Source organism: Azospirillum sp. FG154 (assembly GCF_057809575.1).
Genome location: NZ_JBMDKF010000003.1, coordinates 360039 through 374642, shown reverse-complemented (window position 1 = coordinate 374642; position 14604 = coordinate 360039). Strand labels below are relative to the sequence as shown.

The 14604-nt window shown below is 64.3% G+C and carries 14 protein-coding genes, 1 tRNA gene and 1 pseudogene; 7 read left to right on the top strand and 9 right to left on the bottom strand.

The features are described 5' to 3' along the window. Positions 1-195: 195 nt before the first annotated feature. Positions 196-1245 (bottom strand): annotated as a pseudogene (locus tag ACODS4_RS05950) (methyl-accepting chemotaxis protein); the annotation flags it as partial. A 1109-nt stretch (positions 1246-2354) separates the two neighbouring features. Here ACODS4_RS05950 and ACODS4_RS05945 point away from each other — a divergent pair. Both ACODS4_RS05945 and ACODS4_RS05940 read left to right on the top strand, forming a co-directional pair. Next, positions 2355-3149 (top strand): YdcF family protein, encoded by a 795-nt coding sequence (locus ACODS4_RS05945; RefSeq protein WP_488861632.1) that lies wholly within the window; start codon positions 2355-2357, stop codon positions 3147-3149. A 134-nt stretch (positions 3150-3283) separates the two neighbouring features. Next, positions 3284-3357 (top strand) — tRNA-Cys (locus tag ACODS4_RS05940). A 235-nt stretch (positions 3358-3592) separates the two neighbouring features. On the opposite strand, the gene ACODS4_RS05935 is transcribed toward ACODS4_RS05940, so the two are convergent. Then, positions 3593-3754: a hypothetical protein gene (locus ACODS4_RS05935; RefSeq protein ID WP_488861630.1), complete on the bottom strand. Its 162-nt coding sequence runs from the start codon at positions 3752-3754 to the stop codon at positions 3593-3595. After that, the gene (locus tag ACODS4_RS05930) at positions 3751-4476 is read right to left on the bottom strand and encodes a hypothetical protein (RefSeq protein WP_488861628.1); all 726 of its coding nucleotides are present in this window, start codon (positions 4474-4476) and stop codon (positions 3751-3753) included. The genes ACODS4_RS05935 and ACODS4_RS05930 overlap by 4 nt, the downstream gene beginning before the upstream one ends. Positions 4477-4705: 229 nt before the next feature. Here ACODS4_RS05930 and ACODS4_RS05925 point away from each other — a divergent pair, with 229 nt between their 5' ends. Together ACODS4_RS05925 and ACODS4_RS05920 are read left to right on the top strand one after the other, a co-directional pair. Then, positions 4706-4867 (top strand): hypothetical protein, encoded by a 162-nt coding sequence (locus ACODS4_RS05925; RefSeq protein WP_488861626.1) that lies wholly within the window; start codon positions 4706-4708, stop codon positions 4865-4867. Next, positions 4864-5097, top strand: a complete 234-nt coding sequence (locus tag ACODS4_RS05920; RefSeq protein WP_298372657.1) for a hypothetical protein — start codon at positions 4864-4866, stop codon at positions 5095-5097. Before ACODS4_RS05925 ends, ACODS4_RS05920 begins: the two co-directional genes overlap by 4 nt. A 388-nt stretch (positions 5098-5485) precedes the next feature. Here ACODS4_RS05920 and ACODS4_RS05915 read toward each other — a convergent pair whose 3' ends face one another. The 6 genes from ACODS4_RS05915 to ACODS4_RS05890 are packed head-to-tail and all read right to left on the bottom strand — an operon-like array spanning position 5486 to position 13000. Then, on the bottom strand, positions 5486-8932 hold the full coding sequence (locus ACODS4_RS05915) for a hypothetical protein (RefSeq protein ID WP_488861623.1): 3447 nt from the start codon (positions 8930-8932) through the stop codon (positions 5486-5488). 2 nt (positions 8933-8934) lie between these two features. Then, positions 8935-10911, bottom strand: a complete 1977-nt coding sequence (locus tag ACODS4_RS05910) for a transglycosylase SLT domain-containing protein (RefSeq protein ID WP_488861621.1) — start codon at positions 10909-10911, stop codon at positions 8935-8937. Continuing rightward, positions 10892-11143 (bottom strand): hypothetical protein, encoded by a 252-nt coding sequence (locus ACODS4_RS05905; RefSeq protein WP_488861619.1) that lies wholly within the window; start codon positions 11141-11143, stop codon positions 10892-10894. Before ACODS4_RS05905 ends, ACODS4_RS05910 begins: the two co-directional genes overlap by 20 nt. Position 11144: 1 nt before the next feature. Then, a complete protein-coding gene (locus ACODS4_RS05900; RefSeq protein WP_488861617.1) occupies positions 11145-11681 on the bottom strand; it encodes a hypothetical protein in 537 nt (178 codons plus the stop codon). A gap of 17 nt (positions 11682-11698) precedes the next feature. Next, positions 11699-12361, bottom strand: a complete 663-nt coding sequence (locus ACODS4_RS05895; RefSeq protein WP_488861615.1) for a hypothetical protein — start codon at positions 12359-12361, stop codon at positions 11699-11701. Positions 12362-12367: 6 nt separating this feature from the next. Continuing rightward, on the bottom strand, positions 12368-13000 hold the full coding sequence (locus tag ACODS4_RS05890) for a hypothetical protein (protein ID WP_488861613.1): 633 nt from the start codon (positions 12998-13000) through the stop codon (positions 12368-12370). Between the two features lie 236 nt (positions 13001-13236). On the opposite strand from ACODS4_RS05890, the gene ACODS4_RS05885 reads away from it, so the two are divergent. The 3 genes from ACODS4_RS05885 to ACODS4_RS05875 are packed head-to-tail and all read left to right on the top strand — an operon-like array spanning position 13237 to position 14225. Next, positions 13237-13518, top strand: a complete 282-nt coding sequence (locus tag ACODS4_RS05885) for a hypothetical protein (protein ID WP_488861611.1) — start codon at positions 13237-13239, stop codon at positions 13516-13518. Beyond that, positions 13508-14020: a hypothetical protein gene (locus ACODS4_RS05880; protein ID WP_488861609.1), complete on the top strand. Its 513-nt coding sequence runs from the start codon at positions 13508-13510 to the stop codon at positions 14018-14020. The genes ACODS4_RS05885 and ACODS4_RS05880 overlap by 11 nt, the downstream gene beginning before the upstream one ends. Beyond that, the gene (locus ACODS4_RS05875) at positions 14010-14225 is read left to right on the top strand and encodes a hypothetical protein (protein ID WP_488861607.1); all 216 of its coding nucleotides are present in this window, start codon (positions 14010-14012) and stop codon (positions 14223-14225) included. Before ACODS4_RS05880 ends, ACODS4_RS05875 begins: the two co-directional genes overlap by 11 nt. Positions 14226-14604 lie beyond the last annotated feature (379 nt).

Below are 14604 nucleotides of genomic sequence, written 5' to 3'. Positions count from 1 at the left end.
TTTTTCTTCCAATGAGTTGCCTAAACCGAAGATGTGTGAATGCCGTAGCCCGCGAGGGGAGAGGGGCTTATTCAGCTTTTCGTGGCTCAAGCGATTGCCCTGTGACCGCGCCCACCTTGAGTTCACACGAAAAGCCCCTCGTTCAGGTTGGACGAGGGGCTTTTCCGTTTCAGCGACCGTTCCAAAAATCCGCGATCACACCTTGATCGACGCGACGAAGCGGTCGGCGTCGCTTTCCAGTTGGTGGAGTTCGGTGGTGAGCTGACCGGCGGAATACATCATTTCGATGGCGGATTTGCCGGTTTCGGCGGCGGTGATCGCCATGGTGCTGACGCTTTCCGAGACCTCGTGCGAGTTGTGGGTGGCGCGGTCGACCGCCGAGGCGATTTTTTGGGTGTGCTCCAACTGCTGGCTGACGGCGGCTGACACTTCGCTCGACAGGACCTGAACCTCCTCCACCGTTGAGCGGATGGCGCGGATGGCGTCCACCACGTCCGCCGTCGCGCCCTGGATGGCGCCGATCTGGCTGCCGATGTCCTCGGTGGCCTTGGCGGTCTGGTTGGCCAGCACCTTCACTTCTTGCGCCACCACGGCGAAACCCTTGCCCGCCTCTCCGGCCCGCGCGGCCTCGATGGTGGCGTTGAGCGCCAGCAGGTTGGTTTGCCCGGCGATGTCGGTGATGAGGCGGACGATCTCGCCGATGCGCTGCGAGCTGTCGGCCAGCGCCTGAACCGCCGCGTCGCTCTGGCGCGCCCGGTTGACCGCGCGCTCCACCGCCGTCGAGGTGGTGCTGACCCGCCCGCCGATCTCGCCGATCGAGGTGGTCAGCGTCTGCGACACCGTGTTGACGATGCCGACCACCTCCGAGGTTTGATCGGCCTTCTCGGCGGTGTGCAGGGCCTGGTTCTTCATGGTCTCGGCGATGTCGCGCAGCAGATGGGCGCCGTTGCGGATCTGCTCGGTGGCGCTGCCGACCGTGCCGAGAACCCGGCCAAAGGCCGCGTCGAAATCGGTGGCGACGACGCGCAGCGACGCCTTGCGGTCGGCCTCCGCCCGGCGTTCGGATTCGCGCGCCTCGATTTCCAGATCGTGGGTGCGTTGCAGATTGTCCTTGAACACCGACACCGCGCGGGCCATCGCGCCAATCTCGTCGCCGCGCTTGGTGCCGGGAACGGCGGCCTCGCGGTCGCCCGACGCCAGTTTTTCCATCGCCGACTCGATCAGGCGCAAGGGGCTGGTGATGCTGCGGGCGACGAACAGGCTGGTGACGATGAAGCCGACCAGCAGGACGGAGCCAGCCATCAGGGCGTTGGCGATGACGTCCTCACGCACGGCGTTCTGTTTGTCCACCGCCCCGGTCATGCCCGAGTTCGCGTTGACCAGCAGCGCGTCGAAACGCGGCACCAACGCCTGGAAGGTCTCGTTGAAGCTCGCCACCTGGGCGCGGAACGCCTTGCTGCCATCGACGAATTTGCCGAGGTCGGCGCGATAGGCGCGGGCCAGCTTTTCCAGCTTGGCCTGGGTCGTGTCGTCCAAGCCGGAATCGGCCAGGAAGAAGGTGAACTCGTTGAAGGCCTTGCGATGGCCGGACAACATCCCCTCGTCCTGATAGATGATGAAGTCCTTCTCCATCTTGCGCATCGATTCCATGCGGCTGGTCAGCTTGTCGGCGTTCGGCCACTGCTTCAACTCGTCCTCGATCTGCTTGGCCGACGTCCGCAGCTTGCCGCGCAACCCCGCCTCGTCAGTCAGGCCCAACTCCTTGGCCTTGTCCACCACATTGGTGAACTGACCGTTCAGACCCGCCAACCCCTGCGTCACCTGGTCGATGTCGTTCGCCTCCATCAAGACGCCAGCCTTGCTCTTGATGTCGGTCAGCAGGCCCACCGCCTCGTTGGCGTTGGCCTCGAAGGAGCGGGCGGCGTCCTCGTCCCGTTCGGTCACGAAACGCTGGCCTTGGAACTGCAAACGGGCGACCCGGCGTTCGATGTCGGTGGTGCGTTCGTAAATTTCGCGGAAGCGGTTCATTTCAGCCGTCGCCTCGAACACCTGCCCCGCCCCGACCACGATGGTTCCCCCCAGCAAGCCCAGCGTGACCAGCGAGGCGACGACCAACAACGCGATCCGCGTGCCGATGGAGAGGTTGGACAGCATGGGCCAGGGTTCCTTTGAACAGATCCGAACGCCCGCAAGATCAGTCATGACCAAACGGCGCGGCCAACATGTACGCCGCTGTGGCGACGTCCTTGTTAAGCTTTGATGTCGTTTTTGTGTCATAAGCCACGCGCGTTGCCGCCGACCCCGCGTCGCGCCTATGCTCGCCGCGTCCCTGCCCCACCGCGCGGAGTCTCCCGGTGTCGTCCTTCGCCCTGTCGAAACTGCTGTGGGGATTGGTGAATCCCGGAAACGCCCTGGTGGTTCTGCTGGCCATCGGCGTCGTCGCGCTGCGCCTGCCGCGCTGGCGGCGGGCGGGAGAACGGCTGATCGCGCTGGTCTGCCTGTCGTTTCTGGTGGTGTCGGCCACGCCGCTGGCGGCCCTGGTCGCTCTGCCGCTGGAAAATCGCTTTCCCCACCAGACGGAACCGGAACGGGTGGACGGAATCATCATGCTGGGTGGGGCGGTCAACCCGCATCTCACCGCCAATCGCGGCGACCCTTCGGTCAACGACGCCGCCGAGCGTTTGTTCGCCTTCGCCGACCTCATCCGCCGACATCCGGAGGCGCGCGCTGTTTCCACAGGAGGGTCCGGCGTTGTGTTCGGGCAAGGGCTGAAGGAGGATAAGACCGTCCGCGCGGTCTTGGCGCAGGTTGGCGTCCCCGATGATCGGGTGATCTACGAGGCGGAGTCCCGCAACACCTGGGAAAACGCGCTGTTCAGCCAGGCGCTGGTGGCCCCCAAGCCGGGGGAGCGTTGGATTCTGGTGACGTCGGCGATTCACATGCCGCGCTCGGTCGGGATTTTCCGCAAGCTTGGCTGGCCGGTGACGCCCTACCCCGTCGATTACCGCACCCGCCGCAACGCCGCCCCCTTTGTTCCGGCGGAGTTGGATCGCCCGCTGGTCTTGCTGGGCGACGCCGTGCGGGAATGGTTGGGCCTGCTCTCCTATTATCTGATGGAGCGGACCGACGCCCTGTTCCCGGCGCCGTGAGCCTTTATTCCCAAGCGTCTCATGTGCTTGATAAAACCGTCACCATTCGCTTGACCGCGCCGCCGCAGGGCGCTATATCACCGCTCCACACCACGGCGCGGCCCCACAAGGACAGCGCCGGAGCCGGTTGGGATGGCGCGGTGGCAGAGTGGTGATGCAGCGGACTGCAAATCCGTGTACGTGGGTTCGATTCCCGCCCGTGCCTCCATCCCGGAAAGTCAGCAAAATCAAACGGTTAGCCTCGCTTCGGCGGGGCTTTTTGTTTTCTGGCGTGTTGCAAAGATCGACAAAGCCAAACCTAGGAAAATCAACGGTTTCCGAACCTTGTCAAATTTTCCATGCAACATGGTTGCGACACGGAAAGCCTTTCCTGTTCGCGTCTCGTTCCCCCAAAAGAAAGGCCCCGGCGCTAGGCCGGGGCTGGGGCGAATCGGGGTGGTGGGTTAGCTTGCTTTGTCCTGGGCGCGCCCCGCTCGGGCTGCGCTGAACCGCTTGGCGCGTTCCTGCGCTTCAACCAGCGATCTCATGATGGCGAGCGCCTTCATTTTCTGTTCCGTGGGGAGGCTCTGGAAAAGATCATGGGCGCGCTGGTCGAGGGCGCTCATGCCGCACCTCCAGACAAGCGTTCCAGGTCCGCCAGGGCTGAGAGAAAAAGAGACGTTTCGGCCACATAGGGATCCGCTTCGCCCACATCCACGGCGGCTTTCAGCTTGGACACGGCACCTCTCACAGTCACGGCGGGGGTGGCAAGGATTCGGTCGAGGATCGCAAACCACTCATCCCAGATTGCAGCGCTTCGGCTCTGCCCGGCGGTGATCCCCAACCGCTCCTCCGCAATGCTCATGGCCGCGTGCTTGGCATCGTAGAGCGCTCGCCGCTCCCGGCATCGCGTCTTCCATGCTTCCCGATCCGCTGCCGTCACCTCTTGCCGGACAGCGGTCACTGACATGGTGAACCCGTCATCCCGCTCAACCGTTGTCCGTTGAATGTCCGGTTGGCCGGGGCGGTCCCATGTGTCGTTCCGCTCGATCTCCTCCAAAGTCACATCGCGTGGACGGTCTTTCCTGCCCTGAATTCGATGGGCGGTCAGTTCTTCGACCGTCCATTCCAGCGATGGCAGTTGGTCCATCAGGGCGTCCAGCGCATCTTCTAACTGCCGATCCTCTTCCGCCTTCGCCTGAAGGCGCTGGATCAGGTTCAGCAATTCGGCGTCATCCCCGGTCGCCGCGCCGCTGGTCGCCGCGACGGACAGGACGGCAACCCCAGCGCCCGCCAACAGATGACGGCGCGACACAGGCAAAGTTGTGGTATTCTCGGAATCAGCCATGATCCGTAGCTCCTACACAGCTTGGTTGTGGTTAGACCGGATGGGGAGGTGCGAACTCCCGATCCGGTCCCTTGCTCATTTTTCTGAGCAATGCTACGATATCCTCCAGAAACAATGCCTGCAACGATAATCGTAGCGACGCTCCGAAATGTTACCCATTCAACTCGATATGGCTCTGGCCGCTGTGAAGTGGGGGGTTCGTGACCTCGCGTCTGCTGCAACGGTCTCTATGGACACCATCGCGCGCTTCAAGCGGGGAGAAACGATAAAGCCCCGGACCCTGGACGCGATCCGCACCGCCCTGGAAGCTGCCGGGGTGGTTTTCCTGGGGGATGGCGAGTTGGTCGAGGGCGGGCCGGGAGTGCGGCTGAAGAGGGTTGACGGCGGATGAGTCAAATTCGGAATGAACAGACGAAGCTCACAGCCAATGCGTTGAACACGGCAGCCACGTCATCCTTTACTGTTGGCGTGCTGGCGCCCATTGCGGCGGCGTTTTACAATGTCGGTGGCGGCACCCATGTTCCACTCAGCGCGCTGGTGATTGGGGCTTTCGGTTGGTTCTGCGCCGCCGCCGCCCTACATGCCGGAGCGAGGACGCTATTGAAGGGGCTGAAGCTATGACCGACACCCAACTTTTCGCGTTCGTGATCTTGCCCGCCATCGTTGCTGCGCTCGGATGGGGCGTTGTTCTCTGGCACAATCATTGGATAAAGCGGCATTGAAACGTCAGATCCGACCACCGCATTCGCCGCGTGCGGTGATGCAGGGGAAGCGCGCCGCCATGGCGCGCCTCGGAAGTTTTTGCCACAGTGGCAAGAACCCTGGGAGTTTCCGTCACCGTGGCGGAAACCCTGGGAATTACCCAGACTGGGGGCCGGGGCAGTCCTGAAAGTTCAGGGCTGCGAAAGGGTGCCTGCATCACACAGGCCCCCTCCTTCTTGATGATGAGTAAACTACCCGGAATTCCGGCAGTTCGAAAAGCTCGGCGGAAAGCGCTTTTCCCGCATCATCACCTCCCATAGAGCGCGCGGTCGCGCTTCTTGGCCTGGATCGCGCTGTTGAGGTCGGGTTCCTCCAGCAACAGCACCTGTTGGGCGGCCTGCCGATAGGTGCTGAACACCTTCGCCAACACGCCCTGTTTGCCGGTGAACCCGAACTCGGCCCCGCCTTCGCCCGGCGGCAGACCTTGATATTCCGGTTGCTCCCCCAGCCACGCGACATAGTCCTGAAACGTCTTGTCGTCGGCGACGGGCAGCGTGTTCAGCAGGCGGATGAAACGGTTGTATTGCCGGGCGGACATCGCCACGCCATCCAGCTTGCGCGGCGGCATCTTCAGCGGCATCCCCGCGTCAATCAGCACCTGATCGGCGGGCGACAGCTTTCCCCGGCTGATCTTGATCGGGAGCACCAGTTCCCACGGTTGCCCCTCGCCCTGTTCTCGAACCCGTCCGAACAGGTCAAGCGACGGCTCCACCCCGTCGGACAGGCCGGGAGTCCGGCCCTTGAACCGCTGGAGCGCCTGATACCAGCCGCGCACCGCAGGCGACAAGGAAGGGTCGAACTCGTCCACCATGGCGTTGCTGGCGTCAGGGTTCACATAGCGCTCAATGCTGCCGCGCAGCGCGGAGAAGGGCAGCGCGCCGTCCAGCAGCACTTGCCCATAGGTGTCCGTCAACCCCTGCATCAGCGCGCCCATCCGCTCTTCCGGTTCGTCGTACATGGATTGGAAGACGCGGGCGATCTTGCCAAAGCCAGTGAAGAACGGTTGGTCGCCCATGTAGCTGTAGAAGGCCAGCGCCGCGCCTGCGGCCAGTTCATCCACCCCGGCCCCGTCGTCCGCCGTGAGGCTGTGCGCGGTCATGTCGGCGGCCATGGCCAGCAAGGGCGACAGTGGATCGAACCGCTCATAGGAGACATAGACCTTGTCCGACGTCACCTTCACCGCGCCGACCTTGTGAAGCTGGGCGATGGCGTCGGGCGTCAATTCACCGGCGTTGAACACGAAGCTGTAGGGCTGCCAGCCCTGCCGCTCCAGCGCCTGCCGCAGTTCGGGCTTGCTCGGCCCACTGCCGGTGATGCGGCCATCCAGGGCGTAGCTGGAAGCCGTCGCCATCGCGAGGCTGCCCAAGGTGAATTTGGCGGTCGCCAGATCGCGCCGCGCCCCACCGGCCATGAAATCCTCGCGCGCCTGGGCGGACAGCGGCGCGAGCGGTGAACGCTGGATCACCTCCAGCATGATGTTCATCGGCGTCTTGAAGAAAGGGAAGATCACCTTGGAGGCGGGGGACATGGCGAGGGTGGATTGAACGGCCCCCAACAGCGGGGATTCAAGATCGCGCTGAAACGTCATGGTGCGGGCGAAGGACGCGGCGTCGGCTTTCATCGACGGCGGCGGGTTGTCGATGAAATTGGCGACCCAATCCGTCACCCGCCGTTGGGCGGCGGGTTGGGCCACCCCCTGGGCGATCAAGTCGTCGTACATCGCCCCGCCCTGCCGGTAAGCTTGAGCGTGCAACTCCATCCGGTAGCCCACCGCCTTGAAGAATTCATCCTCGGCCAACATGGCGCGGCTGGGGAGCGTCACCGCCTTGCCGTAAAAATCCACCGCCTTGCCAATCGGGCCGGTCAGATTGAACGCTTCGGCGCTGATCGGGTTCCGGCGGTCGCCGCGCATGATCTCAACGCGGGTGGCGGTGTCCTGAATGGGCAGGTTCTCACGAAACGCCCGCGCGGCTATCGCCCAGCCGTCGAGAAAGCCTCGGATCGCCCCGGTGGTCATCGCCACCGCTTCCCCCATCGCCGCGCGATCCGGGTCGGAGCCGGGCAATTGCGCGCGGGCGGCTCCGATCAGCGCCGCAAGTTGGCGTTCCACGATCTGCATCCCGCCAAACACGCCGTTGCTGGCGATGTTCACCATGTGGGTTTTGGGCGATGACAGCAGTCCGTTGATGAACTGCGCCAGAAAGGCGTCCGTCACCCGCGCCAACATGCCAACCTCGGCCAATTGGTTTCGTGCGCCCTGAGTGGATAGGCTGAGGTATTTGGTGGCAAGGTCGCGCACCGACGAATCCCCGCCATATTCGTCGAGCACCCGGCGCACGGCGTCGCCCGCCGCGCGGTCGCCCGCATCACGCGGGATGCGGAAGACGGCCAGCGTCCGGGCAATGTCGGACTGAATGCCCGCCACCGACTTGGATAGGGAGCCGTGGAACGCAAGCTGTTGGCGGAACTTCAGCTTGTCCAGGTCGGTTGCCGTCGGGGACACCACGACGCGGGCCAGCCGGTCCAACTCCGCGCCGCTGGCGGTCAGAAGCCGCAGCGCGTTCAGCATGTCCTTGCCGTTCAGCAATTCTCCGCCGGGGTTGCGGTCCAGCAAGCGGGCGATGAACTGTTCGTTGAAGCCTGCGGCGTGCGCCTGCTCTTCAATCTCCGCAAACGTCACCTTCTTCGGTGTGGTGAACATCTGGGCGGCGCGGTCGATGGCGGCCTTCACGTCGGCAGGGCCGGTGATCCGATCCAGGTTGAAGGTCATCGTCGGCGGCTTGCCAGCGGTGTTTCCGGTGATGGCGCGGTAGGCGGCGACCTCCGCGTCGCTCGCCTCCCGAACGGCCACATAGTCGCCCACAGCCCCGGACAGCTTCCCACCGTCGAGAATCGGTTCATCGACGCGGCGGGCGGTTCCGCCCATCCGGCGGAGCATCGGGCCAGCCACGCCGCTGCTGACGACGCCAGCCCCTTCCACGCCGCCAACCAGCCGGGCGGCGGCGGTCGCGCCGGTGGCGGCCCCCTTCAACGGATCCATGAATGCCGCGCCAGCCACGCGGCCAACGTCGGCGAGCGCGTCCTCAACCACCTGCGCGCCGTCGCGTTGGTCGAGCGGTTGAGGGCGGACGAAGGGCTTGAGTTTTCCGTCCGCCGGGTCGCGCTGGATCGCGTACAGAAGCTCGTTCGGGTTGAGGCCGGTTTCATCCCACAGGGCTTGCGCGTCGGTGGGGGCTGGCTTCTGCCCTTCAGCGGCGTCCGCCGACGCCCGCTGACCGGACAGCCCAAGCCCAAGATCTTCAGCCATCCGCCGGGCCGTTCCGCCCAACTGGTCGATGAAGGACGGAGCGGGGGCGGAAGGCGGGGCGGATGAAGGGAGCGGCCCGCTTTCGGAAGGTGTGGCCGAAGTGGCCACACCCTGCGGGAGCGCGCCGCCACCGCCCGGCGCTGGAGTCTTGTCGCCGGACGCTGACAGCGGCGGGGCGGCGTCCGCTGGCCCCCGGTAGACCAGCATGGAATAGCCCGGCCCGTTGCCGTAGCGCAGGATGTGACCGGGGTTTTCGCGGTCGGGAAGATCCTCGAAACTGTCGAATCCCTGCGCCATGTTGGGCTTGCTGTCCGGTGGCGGGGCTGGTTCCAGGCGAATGCGTTCCGCGATGCGTTGGCCGATATAGGCGTCGTCAAGGCTGCTCATCGTCAATCCCCGGAAATCTGCTGAATGGCGGTGCGGAGTTGGGAGAGTTCGCGATCCGTGAACAGCCCCCGCTTGAACATCCCCAAAACGCCGCTGTTCGGATCGGACAGGCGGCGGGCCGCCTCGACATCGTCAACGCTGCTGAAATCGATGGTGATCTGATTGCCCTGGGCGTCCCGCAAACCGGCGGCGCGCACCTTGTCCGCCGCGCCCTTCAATTGGGCCTTGTACTGAAGGATCAATGGATTGCTGTCGCGTTGATGCTGCTGCGCCTGGTCGGCAGCAATCACCTGTTTGGCAACCTCAACCGGGTTGAACGGCTTGTCACCACGGCGGGCATCGTCAATGGCGTCATCGAAGGCGATGCGCATGCGGCTTGCGGCCTTGGCCTCCCCGCTGCTGGGGTTGAACAGCCCACCTTCGACCAACCCAGACGCGGCGCGGATACGCGCGAGGCCGATCTTGTAACGCTCATCCTCTTGCTTGCCGATTTTGTCCATCAAGCGGCGTCCGGTGTCGAAGGTCAGCCCCCGGCCCATGAACCCGATCAACCGGTCGGCGCCGGTGATCGCGCCCCGCTCGATTTGATCCTCCAAGGTGAACAGCAATTCAGGATTGTCCGTTCCCGCGTTGCGGCCTTGCTCCATCAACCGCCCGAAGGTTTCCGGGGCGACGGTGCCCAGCACCCGAACCCGCTCAACCAACTGGTCACGCTTGGCCAGATAATCGGGGGCAGACTGGTCAAGGCTGTAGAGGTCATACAGGGCCGTGTTGCTGGCCTTCTCCCGCCGCTGCTGGTCGTGGCGGTCGAGCCGATCCGCCGCCGCAGAGGTGGCGCTTGCCAGGGAGAGAAGCTCTTTGCGAACCTTGACCTGCCCCTCAACGGACAACGCCTGATAGGCGGCGCTTGCCTCCGTGGCGGCCTGCCCCTTGGTCAACATGCCGTAAGCCGACAACGGATCCATGCCGTTCGCCCATTGCAACACGACGCCGCTGGCCTGGGTTTCCAATTCCCCCAAACGCCCCAGCGCCCGCGCCTTCAGCCGTTCCCGCTGTTCCGGCCCCATGACAATCCGGGCGGGATCATCACCACCCGCCGCTGACGCCTTCGCGGAAACGGTGCGGACATAGTCGCGGGTTTCCTTGAAGGGAATCGCGGCGGCGAATTCCTCGTCGGTGATTTTGCCGTCGCGGGGATCCCCGATCTTGCCAAGCCATCCGTCAACAGACCCCGGCCCGGCGTTGTAAGCGGCCAGGGCCAAGGTCCGGTTGCCCTCGTACCGGTTCAGCATCTTGCGCAGATAGCCCTTGCCCAAGGCTTCGTTGTAGGCCGGATCACTGCGGAATTTCCCTTCGTCCCAAGCAAGGCCAGCGGCGGCGGCGGCCTCCGGCCCTGTGCCGGGCATCACCTGCATCACACCAACGGCCCCCGCCGGGCTGGTCAGCGGTTGGTCATCCTTGCCAAATTGCTGCCCGCCACTTTCCTGCCCCTTCACCGCAGCGGCCAACGCATCAAAGCCACCGTTCGCCAACTGCCCGAACCCGTCGGCCTCGCGCCGCGCGGCGTCCGCGCCCGACTTCCAAAAGGTGGTGGTCAGGTGCGCCAGGATTGCTTCGCCCTGGGCGGTGGCGGTGCGCTTGCGCATCTCCAGACGGACATGGTCCGGCGTCCAAAGTCCCGCTGCAACCCCGACATCCAGGAACCGTTTCTGGTCGTTCAGGGCATCGATCACCCCGGTCTGATCCCCCGCCGCCGCACGATCCAGCATGCTGAGGTTGGCGTCATCAATGCGGGCGGTCACGGCGTCGGTGGTCAGCCGTTTGTCCTTGGCGATTGCCGCGCCGGTGATCGAATCATAAACCCCAAGCCGCGCCTTTCCCAACGAAAGGCGTGTGGCGTCAGCGTATCGAAGCTCGACGCCCCCCAACACGCCGTCGCTGTACCCCCGCCACGCCTCATCAAACGCCTTCGGCGTCATCGGGGTGTTTGGCCTTCAACTCCAGGGCCTTTTCCCGATGGGCAAGCTCCCCCTGCGCAAGATACTTGGCGTCTGCGGCCACGGTCAGTTGGTTTACGGTCTCGCCAACCTTTTCAGACAACCGACCCAACGCCGCCCACGCCGCGCCAGCGTTCGGATCGACGGGAACCAGCGGCGACGGTTCGACCAGAACCGGACGAACGCCGGATTGTGGCAACCCGGTCCCTGCCATCTCAGACCCCTCCGATCAGCCGACCTGTGGTTGGTTCTCGCAAACGGCGGCCATAGGTGTCCGCGTCGAACCAACCATTCTTGATGCCGGTTTCCGCCGTCTTCGCGCCGAAATCCAACAGCGACACGCCGCCCTTGAGCCAGCCGCCCGTCGCCGCGCTGTCCGCCGCGTTTCCGGCCTGGATGCCCGCTTGGCGGGCGCTTTCCGCCCCGTTCAGGATGTTCAGGCGGGACACGCGCATGGCGTCCATCGCCGTGTCCGTGGCGTCGTCGCGGATCACCAACGCCGTCGGGCTGGTCTGCGACAGGCCACGGCCCGCGCGGATCGCCTCGATGGTGCTGAGATTGGCGGTCAGTTCCTCGCGCCGGGCGGTTTCGTCCTGCATCGCCTGCGTCCGCAACTGCTCCTCACGCAATTGCTGCTGGCGCTGCTGATAGCGCTGCTGCTCGGCGGCGGCCTCGCCCTGCTGGATGCTGCTGTAAACGCCGACAGCGGTGGACACCGCCGACAGCGCAATCGGGATTGCAGCCATAGCCATCACGCAATCTCCTTCGGTCAGATGCGGGGAAGAGGGCGATAGGGCTTGAAGAGCGTATCGCCCTGGGCGCGGCGTTCGGCATGGGCCGCAAGCTGTTCGATCAGGCGCGGGCTGTTGCCAAGGCCAGAGCGGTCCAGAAAGTCGTAGACCTGCGGCCATTTCTCGGCGGCCCGCTCAATCGTTGCCCGTGCCACCGCGATCTTGGCGTCAGCCCCTGCGCCGAATTTCTGGCGCAGCACGGCGTGGGCCTGTTCAGGCGTTGTGGTGATTGGATCGCGCATTGCTGACGCGGCCTGTTCGAGAAAAGAATTTGCCAGCGTTTGACCAACGCCGGCGGAAACGAACGCAGCCTTGACTTGGGGTAGTTCACCCGCCCCAATTTGGCCGACCACGTCTTGCGGCAGGTTGATCGGCACCGCATCCGGTTGTTCAAAGGGCGGTTCCCCGTACCACACCCCATCGGACGGAGTGTCGTACAGCACCAAAGCCGGATCGGAGGGCGGGGCGCTTCCCGCCTGCACTGAAGATGGTGAGATTGATGCCGGTTGTTTGACCGGCGCACCGTACAGAATGGAAGCCGAATCCCGTCCCTTAGGTTGGGTTTCGGGGGCGGCGGGCCTTGGAGCGCTCCCCGAAACGGTCGGATAGAGCGCAGCCACCGCTTGATCGCTGATCTCCATGGGCCGTCACCGCTCCCCACGCCGACGAAGAAACCGCTCGGTGAAGTCTGCGATAACCTGCTCAAGCGGGGGCGGCTCTTGAGAGCGATCAAGGTGCCAGACATGACACCCAAAATCCGGCCCACCGCTGTGTTTCAGGATCATACCGACATGGTTGTGAATTTTCAGTGGTTCGAGATGCGGAAGCGCTGTCACACGAACATGCGGGACCACATCGCGATAAGCCGCCTGCATAAGACGGACGCAGTCCGCATAGCGAGCGCCCGCCTGTTCCAGGCCGATCCGTGCGTCGCGGGCTGCCGCCTGAGCTTCGGCCAACTTCGCGGCAGCGCCCCCCCATGCCGCCCCTTCCACCGCCGCGCGCTCGGCGGCCTCGGTGGCGGCCAACAGGTCGCGCGCGCCTGCGATGGCGTCACCAAGTTCATCAAAGCGCTTCGACTTTTCATCGATCTCCGCGCGAATGGCTCGAAGCCGGTCGGATTGCGCGGCGTCAAGAGCGCCAATCGTGGCCACCGCAGAAAGGGTTCGCTGTTCGGAGCGGAGATCCGACAAGAGGATCGCCAGGGCTTCTTTTTCAGCGTGAGCGCGCGCAATCCCATTTTGGATGACGCGCGATTTTGATCCGGCTTCTTCGGTCATTCCTCAGATCCTTGTTTGGGGAACTGACCGAAGAGTGCCTTGCGTGCGTTGTCAGCCCAACGCACGGGCCGTCACGCTGGCACATCGGTTGCTTGGAGGCGCACGTGACCAGTCAAATCAGAAATCGACATCGCTCCCCACCGCGCAGGGCGTGGAGCACGATTCCACACTTTTACCATGGCCTTTGTCGGGAAATCCGACGCCACATGAAGCGGCGCGGGTGGGCCTCGTGGCAGTTGGAAGACGCCGCCGGTCTGCAAGACGCCTATCTGTCGAAAATGCTGTCACCGGCCAGCGCAACGGGCCGGATAGCGGGTCATGACATGCTGGATCTCACCTTCACCGCCCTTCTTGGGCGCGGGTATCGGGTCCTGCTCGTGCCCGCTGATTTCGACGCCAAGAAACGGGCGGCGGTGGCGTTGCTTTTGGAAGAACAAGACGCGGTAGAGGCCGACCGCATCGCCAAGATCATTGATGAAACCGCCCACACCAACCGCAGGCCCCATTATGACATCTGAAGCGAATTTGCCGGTCGCCCGGGCGGCCAAGCCCGCCAAGCCGCGCCGGATCAGCAAGAAGCTGAACGCCGCAATTGGCGCGCTGCTTGATGGAACCGCCAAGACGCAGACAGAGGCCGCCGCCAGCGTTGGCATGGCCCGTGAAACCCTGTCCCGCGCCCTTCAGCGCCCGGACGTGCAAGAGCACATGCGCGCGCAAGTCGAAAAGCAGCTCAAAGGAAAAACGCTGGTCCGGGCCGCTGGCAAGCTTGACCGGTTGATCGACGCGCAATCCGAAAACGTCGCCTTCCGCGCCACCGAATTGGCCCTGGGGCTGAATGGTTTCCAGCCGCCCCAGCGCGGCGCCACCATCAACACGTCGGTCAGCGTCGGTTGGATGATCGATCTCCGCACCGACAGCACCAAACCCGGAAGGCCGTCCACGGAAGACGGTACTGTCGGCGGCGTCATCATCGACATTGAGCCGGGCGACCAACAGGAGGGAAACGCCAATGTCCGATGACGCCGACCAACAGCCCCCACGGAACACGCCGCGCGCCGAACTCGAAAACATTGATGCAATCGTGAAGAGTGTGAAGGCCGGAGAATATCTGTCGCCTCTCAGCGCGGCCAGGCGGTCCATTTTGGACGCCGCCATCCCACCAGAACCGCCCGTTCCGCAGCGTCCAGGCTGGCGGGTGATCCAGGGTGGAAAGGGCAACAAATAGGGACCGACCCGCTTGGATCCTCATCCCCGGTTTTGGAGCCGCGACGGGATGAGATACAGCCGGAGAGCGTGTTGGGACTCCGGGGCCAGCGGGTCGGCGAAGACAATGTAGGGCCAACCGCCGCCCGCGTCTACCAAACCAAAACCCCATAGGAAGCCCGCTGATGCGTTCGGCGGGCTTTTTGCTGCCGTGGTAGCGATCTCGCGCTTGAAGCGCTTCCAGCCTCACGCCATGGGCAGATACGGGCATCGCAACAACGGGTCTGTGGTCATCGAAGAAGCCGAACGCCGCCGTTGATGACCCGCCCCACCGTGGGGCGAACCTATGGGCCGCGTTTTTTGGGAAAAATCGAGAGGAGAACACCCACCGCCATCGTCGA

Coding starts and splice junctions, on each gene's coding strand:
- ACODS4_RS05935 (WP_488861630.1), bottom strand. CDS start 3,754: ATGAGCGCCCTCGACCAGCGCGCCCATGATCTTTTCCAGAGCCTCCCC.
- ACODS4_RS05925 (WP_488861626.1), top strand. CDS start 4,706: ATGGACACCATCGCGCGCTTCAAGCGGGGAGAAACGATAAAGCCCCGG.
- ACODS4_RS05895 (WP_488861615.1), bottom strand. CDS start 12,361: ATGGAGATCAGCGATCAAGCGGTGGCTGCGCTCTATCCGACCGTTTCG.
- ACODS4_RS05910 (WP_488861621.1), bottom strand. CDS start 10,911: ATGACGCCGAAGGCGTTTGATGAGGCGTGGCGGGGGTACAGCGACGGC.
- ACODS4_RS05875 (WP_488861607.1), top strand. CDS start 14,010: ATGTCCGATGACGCCGACCAACAGCCCCCACGGAACACGCCGCGCGCC.
- ACODS4_RS05900 (WP_488861617.1), bottom strand. CDS start 11,681: ATGGCTATGGCTGCAATCCCGATTGCGCTGTCGGCGGTGTCCACCGCT.
- ACODS4_RS05930 (WP_488861628.1), bottom strand. CDS start 4,476: ATGGCTGATTCCGAGAATACCACAACTTTGCCTGTGTCGCGCCGTCAT.
- ACODS4_RS05905 (WP_488861619.1), bottom strand. CDS start 11,143: ATGGCAGGGACCGGGTTGCCACAATCCGGCGTTCGTCCGGTTCTGGTC.
- ACODS4_RS05880 (WP_488861609.1), top strand. CDS start 13,508: ATGACATCTGAAGCGAATTTGCCGGTCGCCCGGGCGGCCAAGCCCGCC.
- ACODS4_RS05890 (WP_488861613.1), bottom strand. CDS start 13,000: ATGACCGAAGAAGCCGGATCAAAATCGCGCGTCATCCAAAATGGGATT.
- ACODS4_RS05915 (WP_488861623.1), bottom strand. CDS start 8,932: ATGAGCAGCCTTGACGACGCCTATATCGGCCAACGCATCGCGGAACGC.
- ACODS4_RS05920 (WP_298372657.1), top strand. CDS start 4,864: ATGAGTCAAATTCGGAATGAACAGACGAAGCTCACAGCCAATGCGTTG.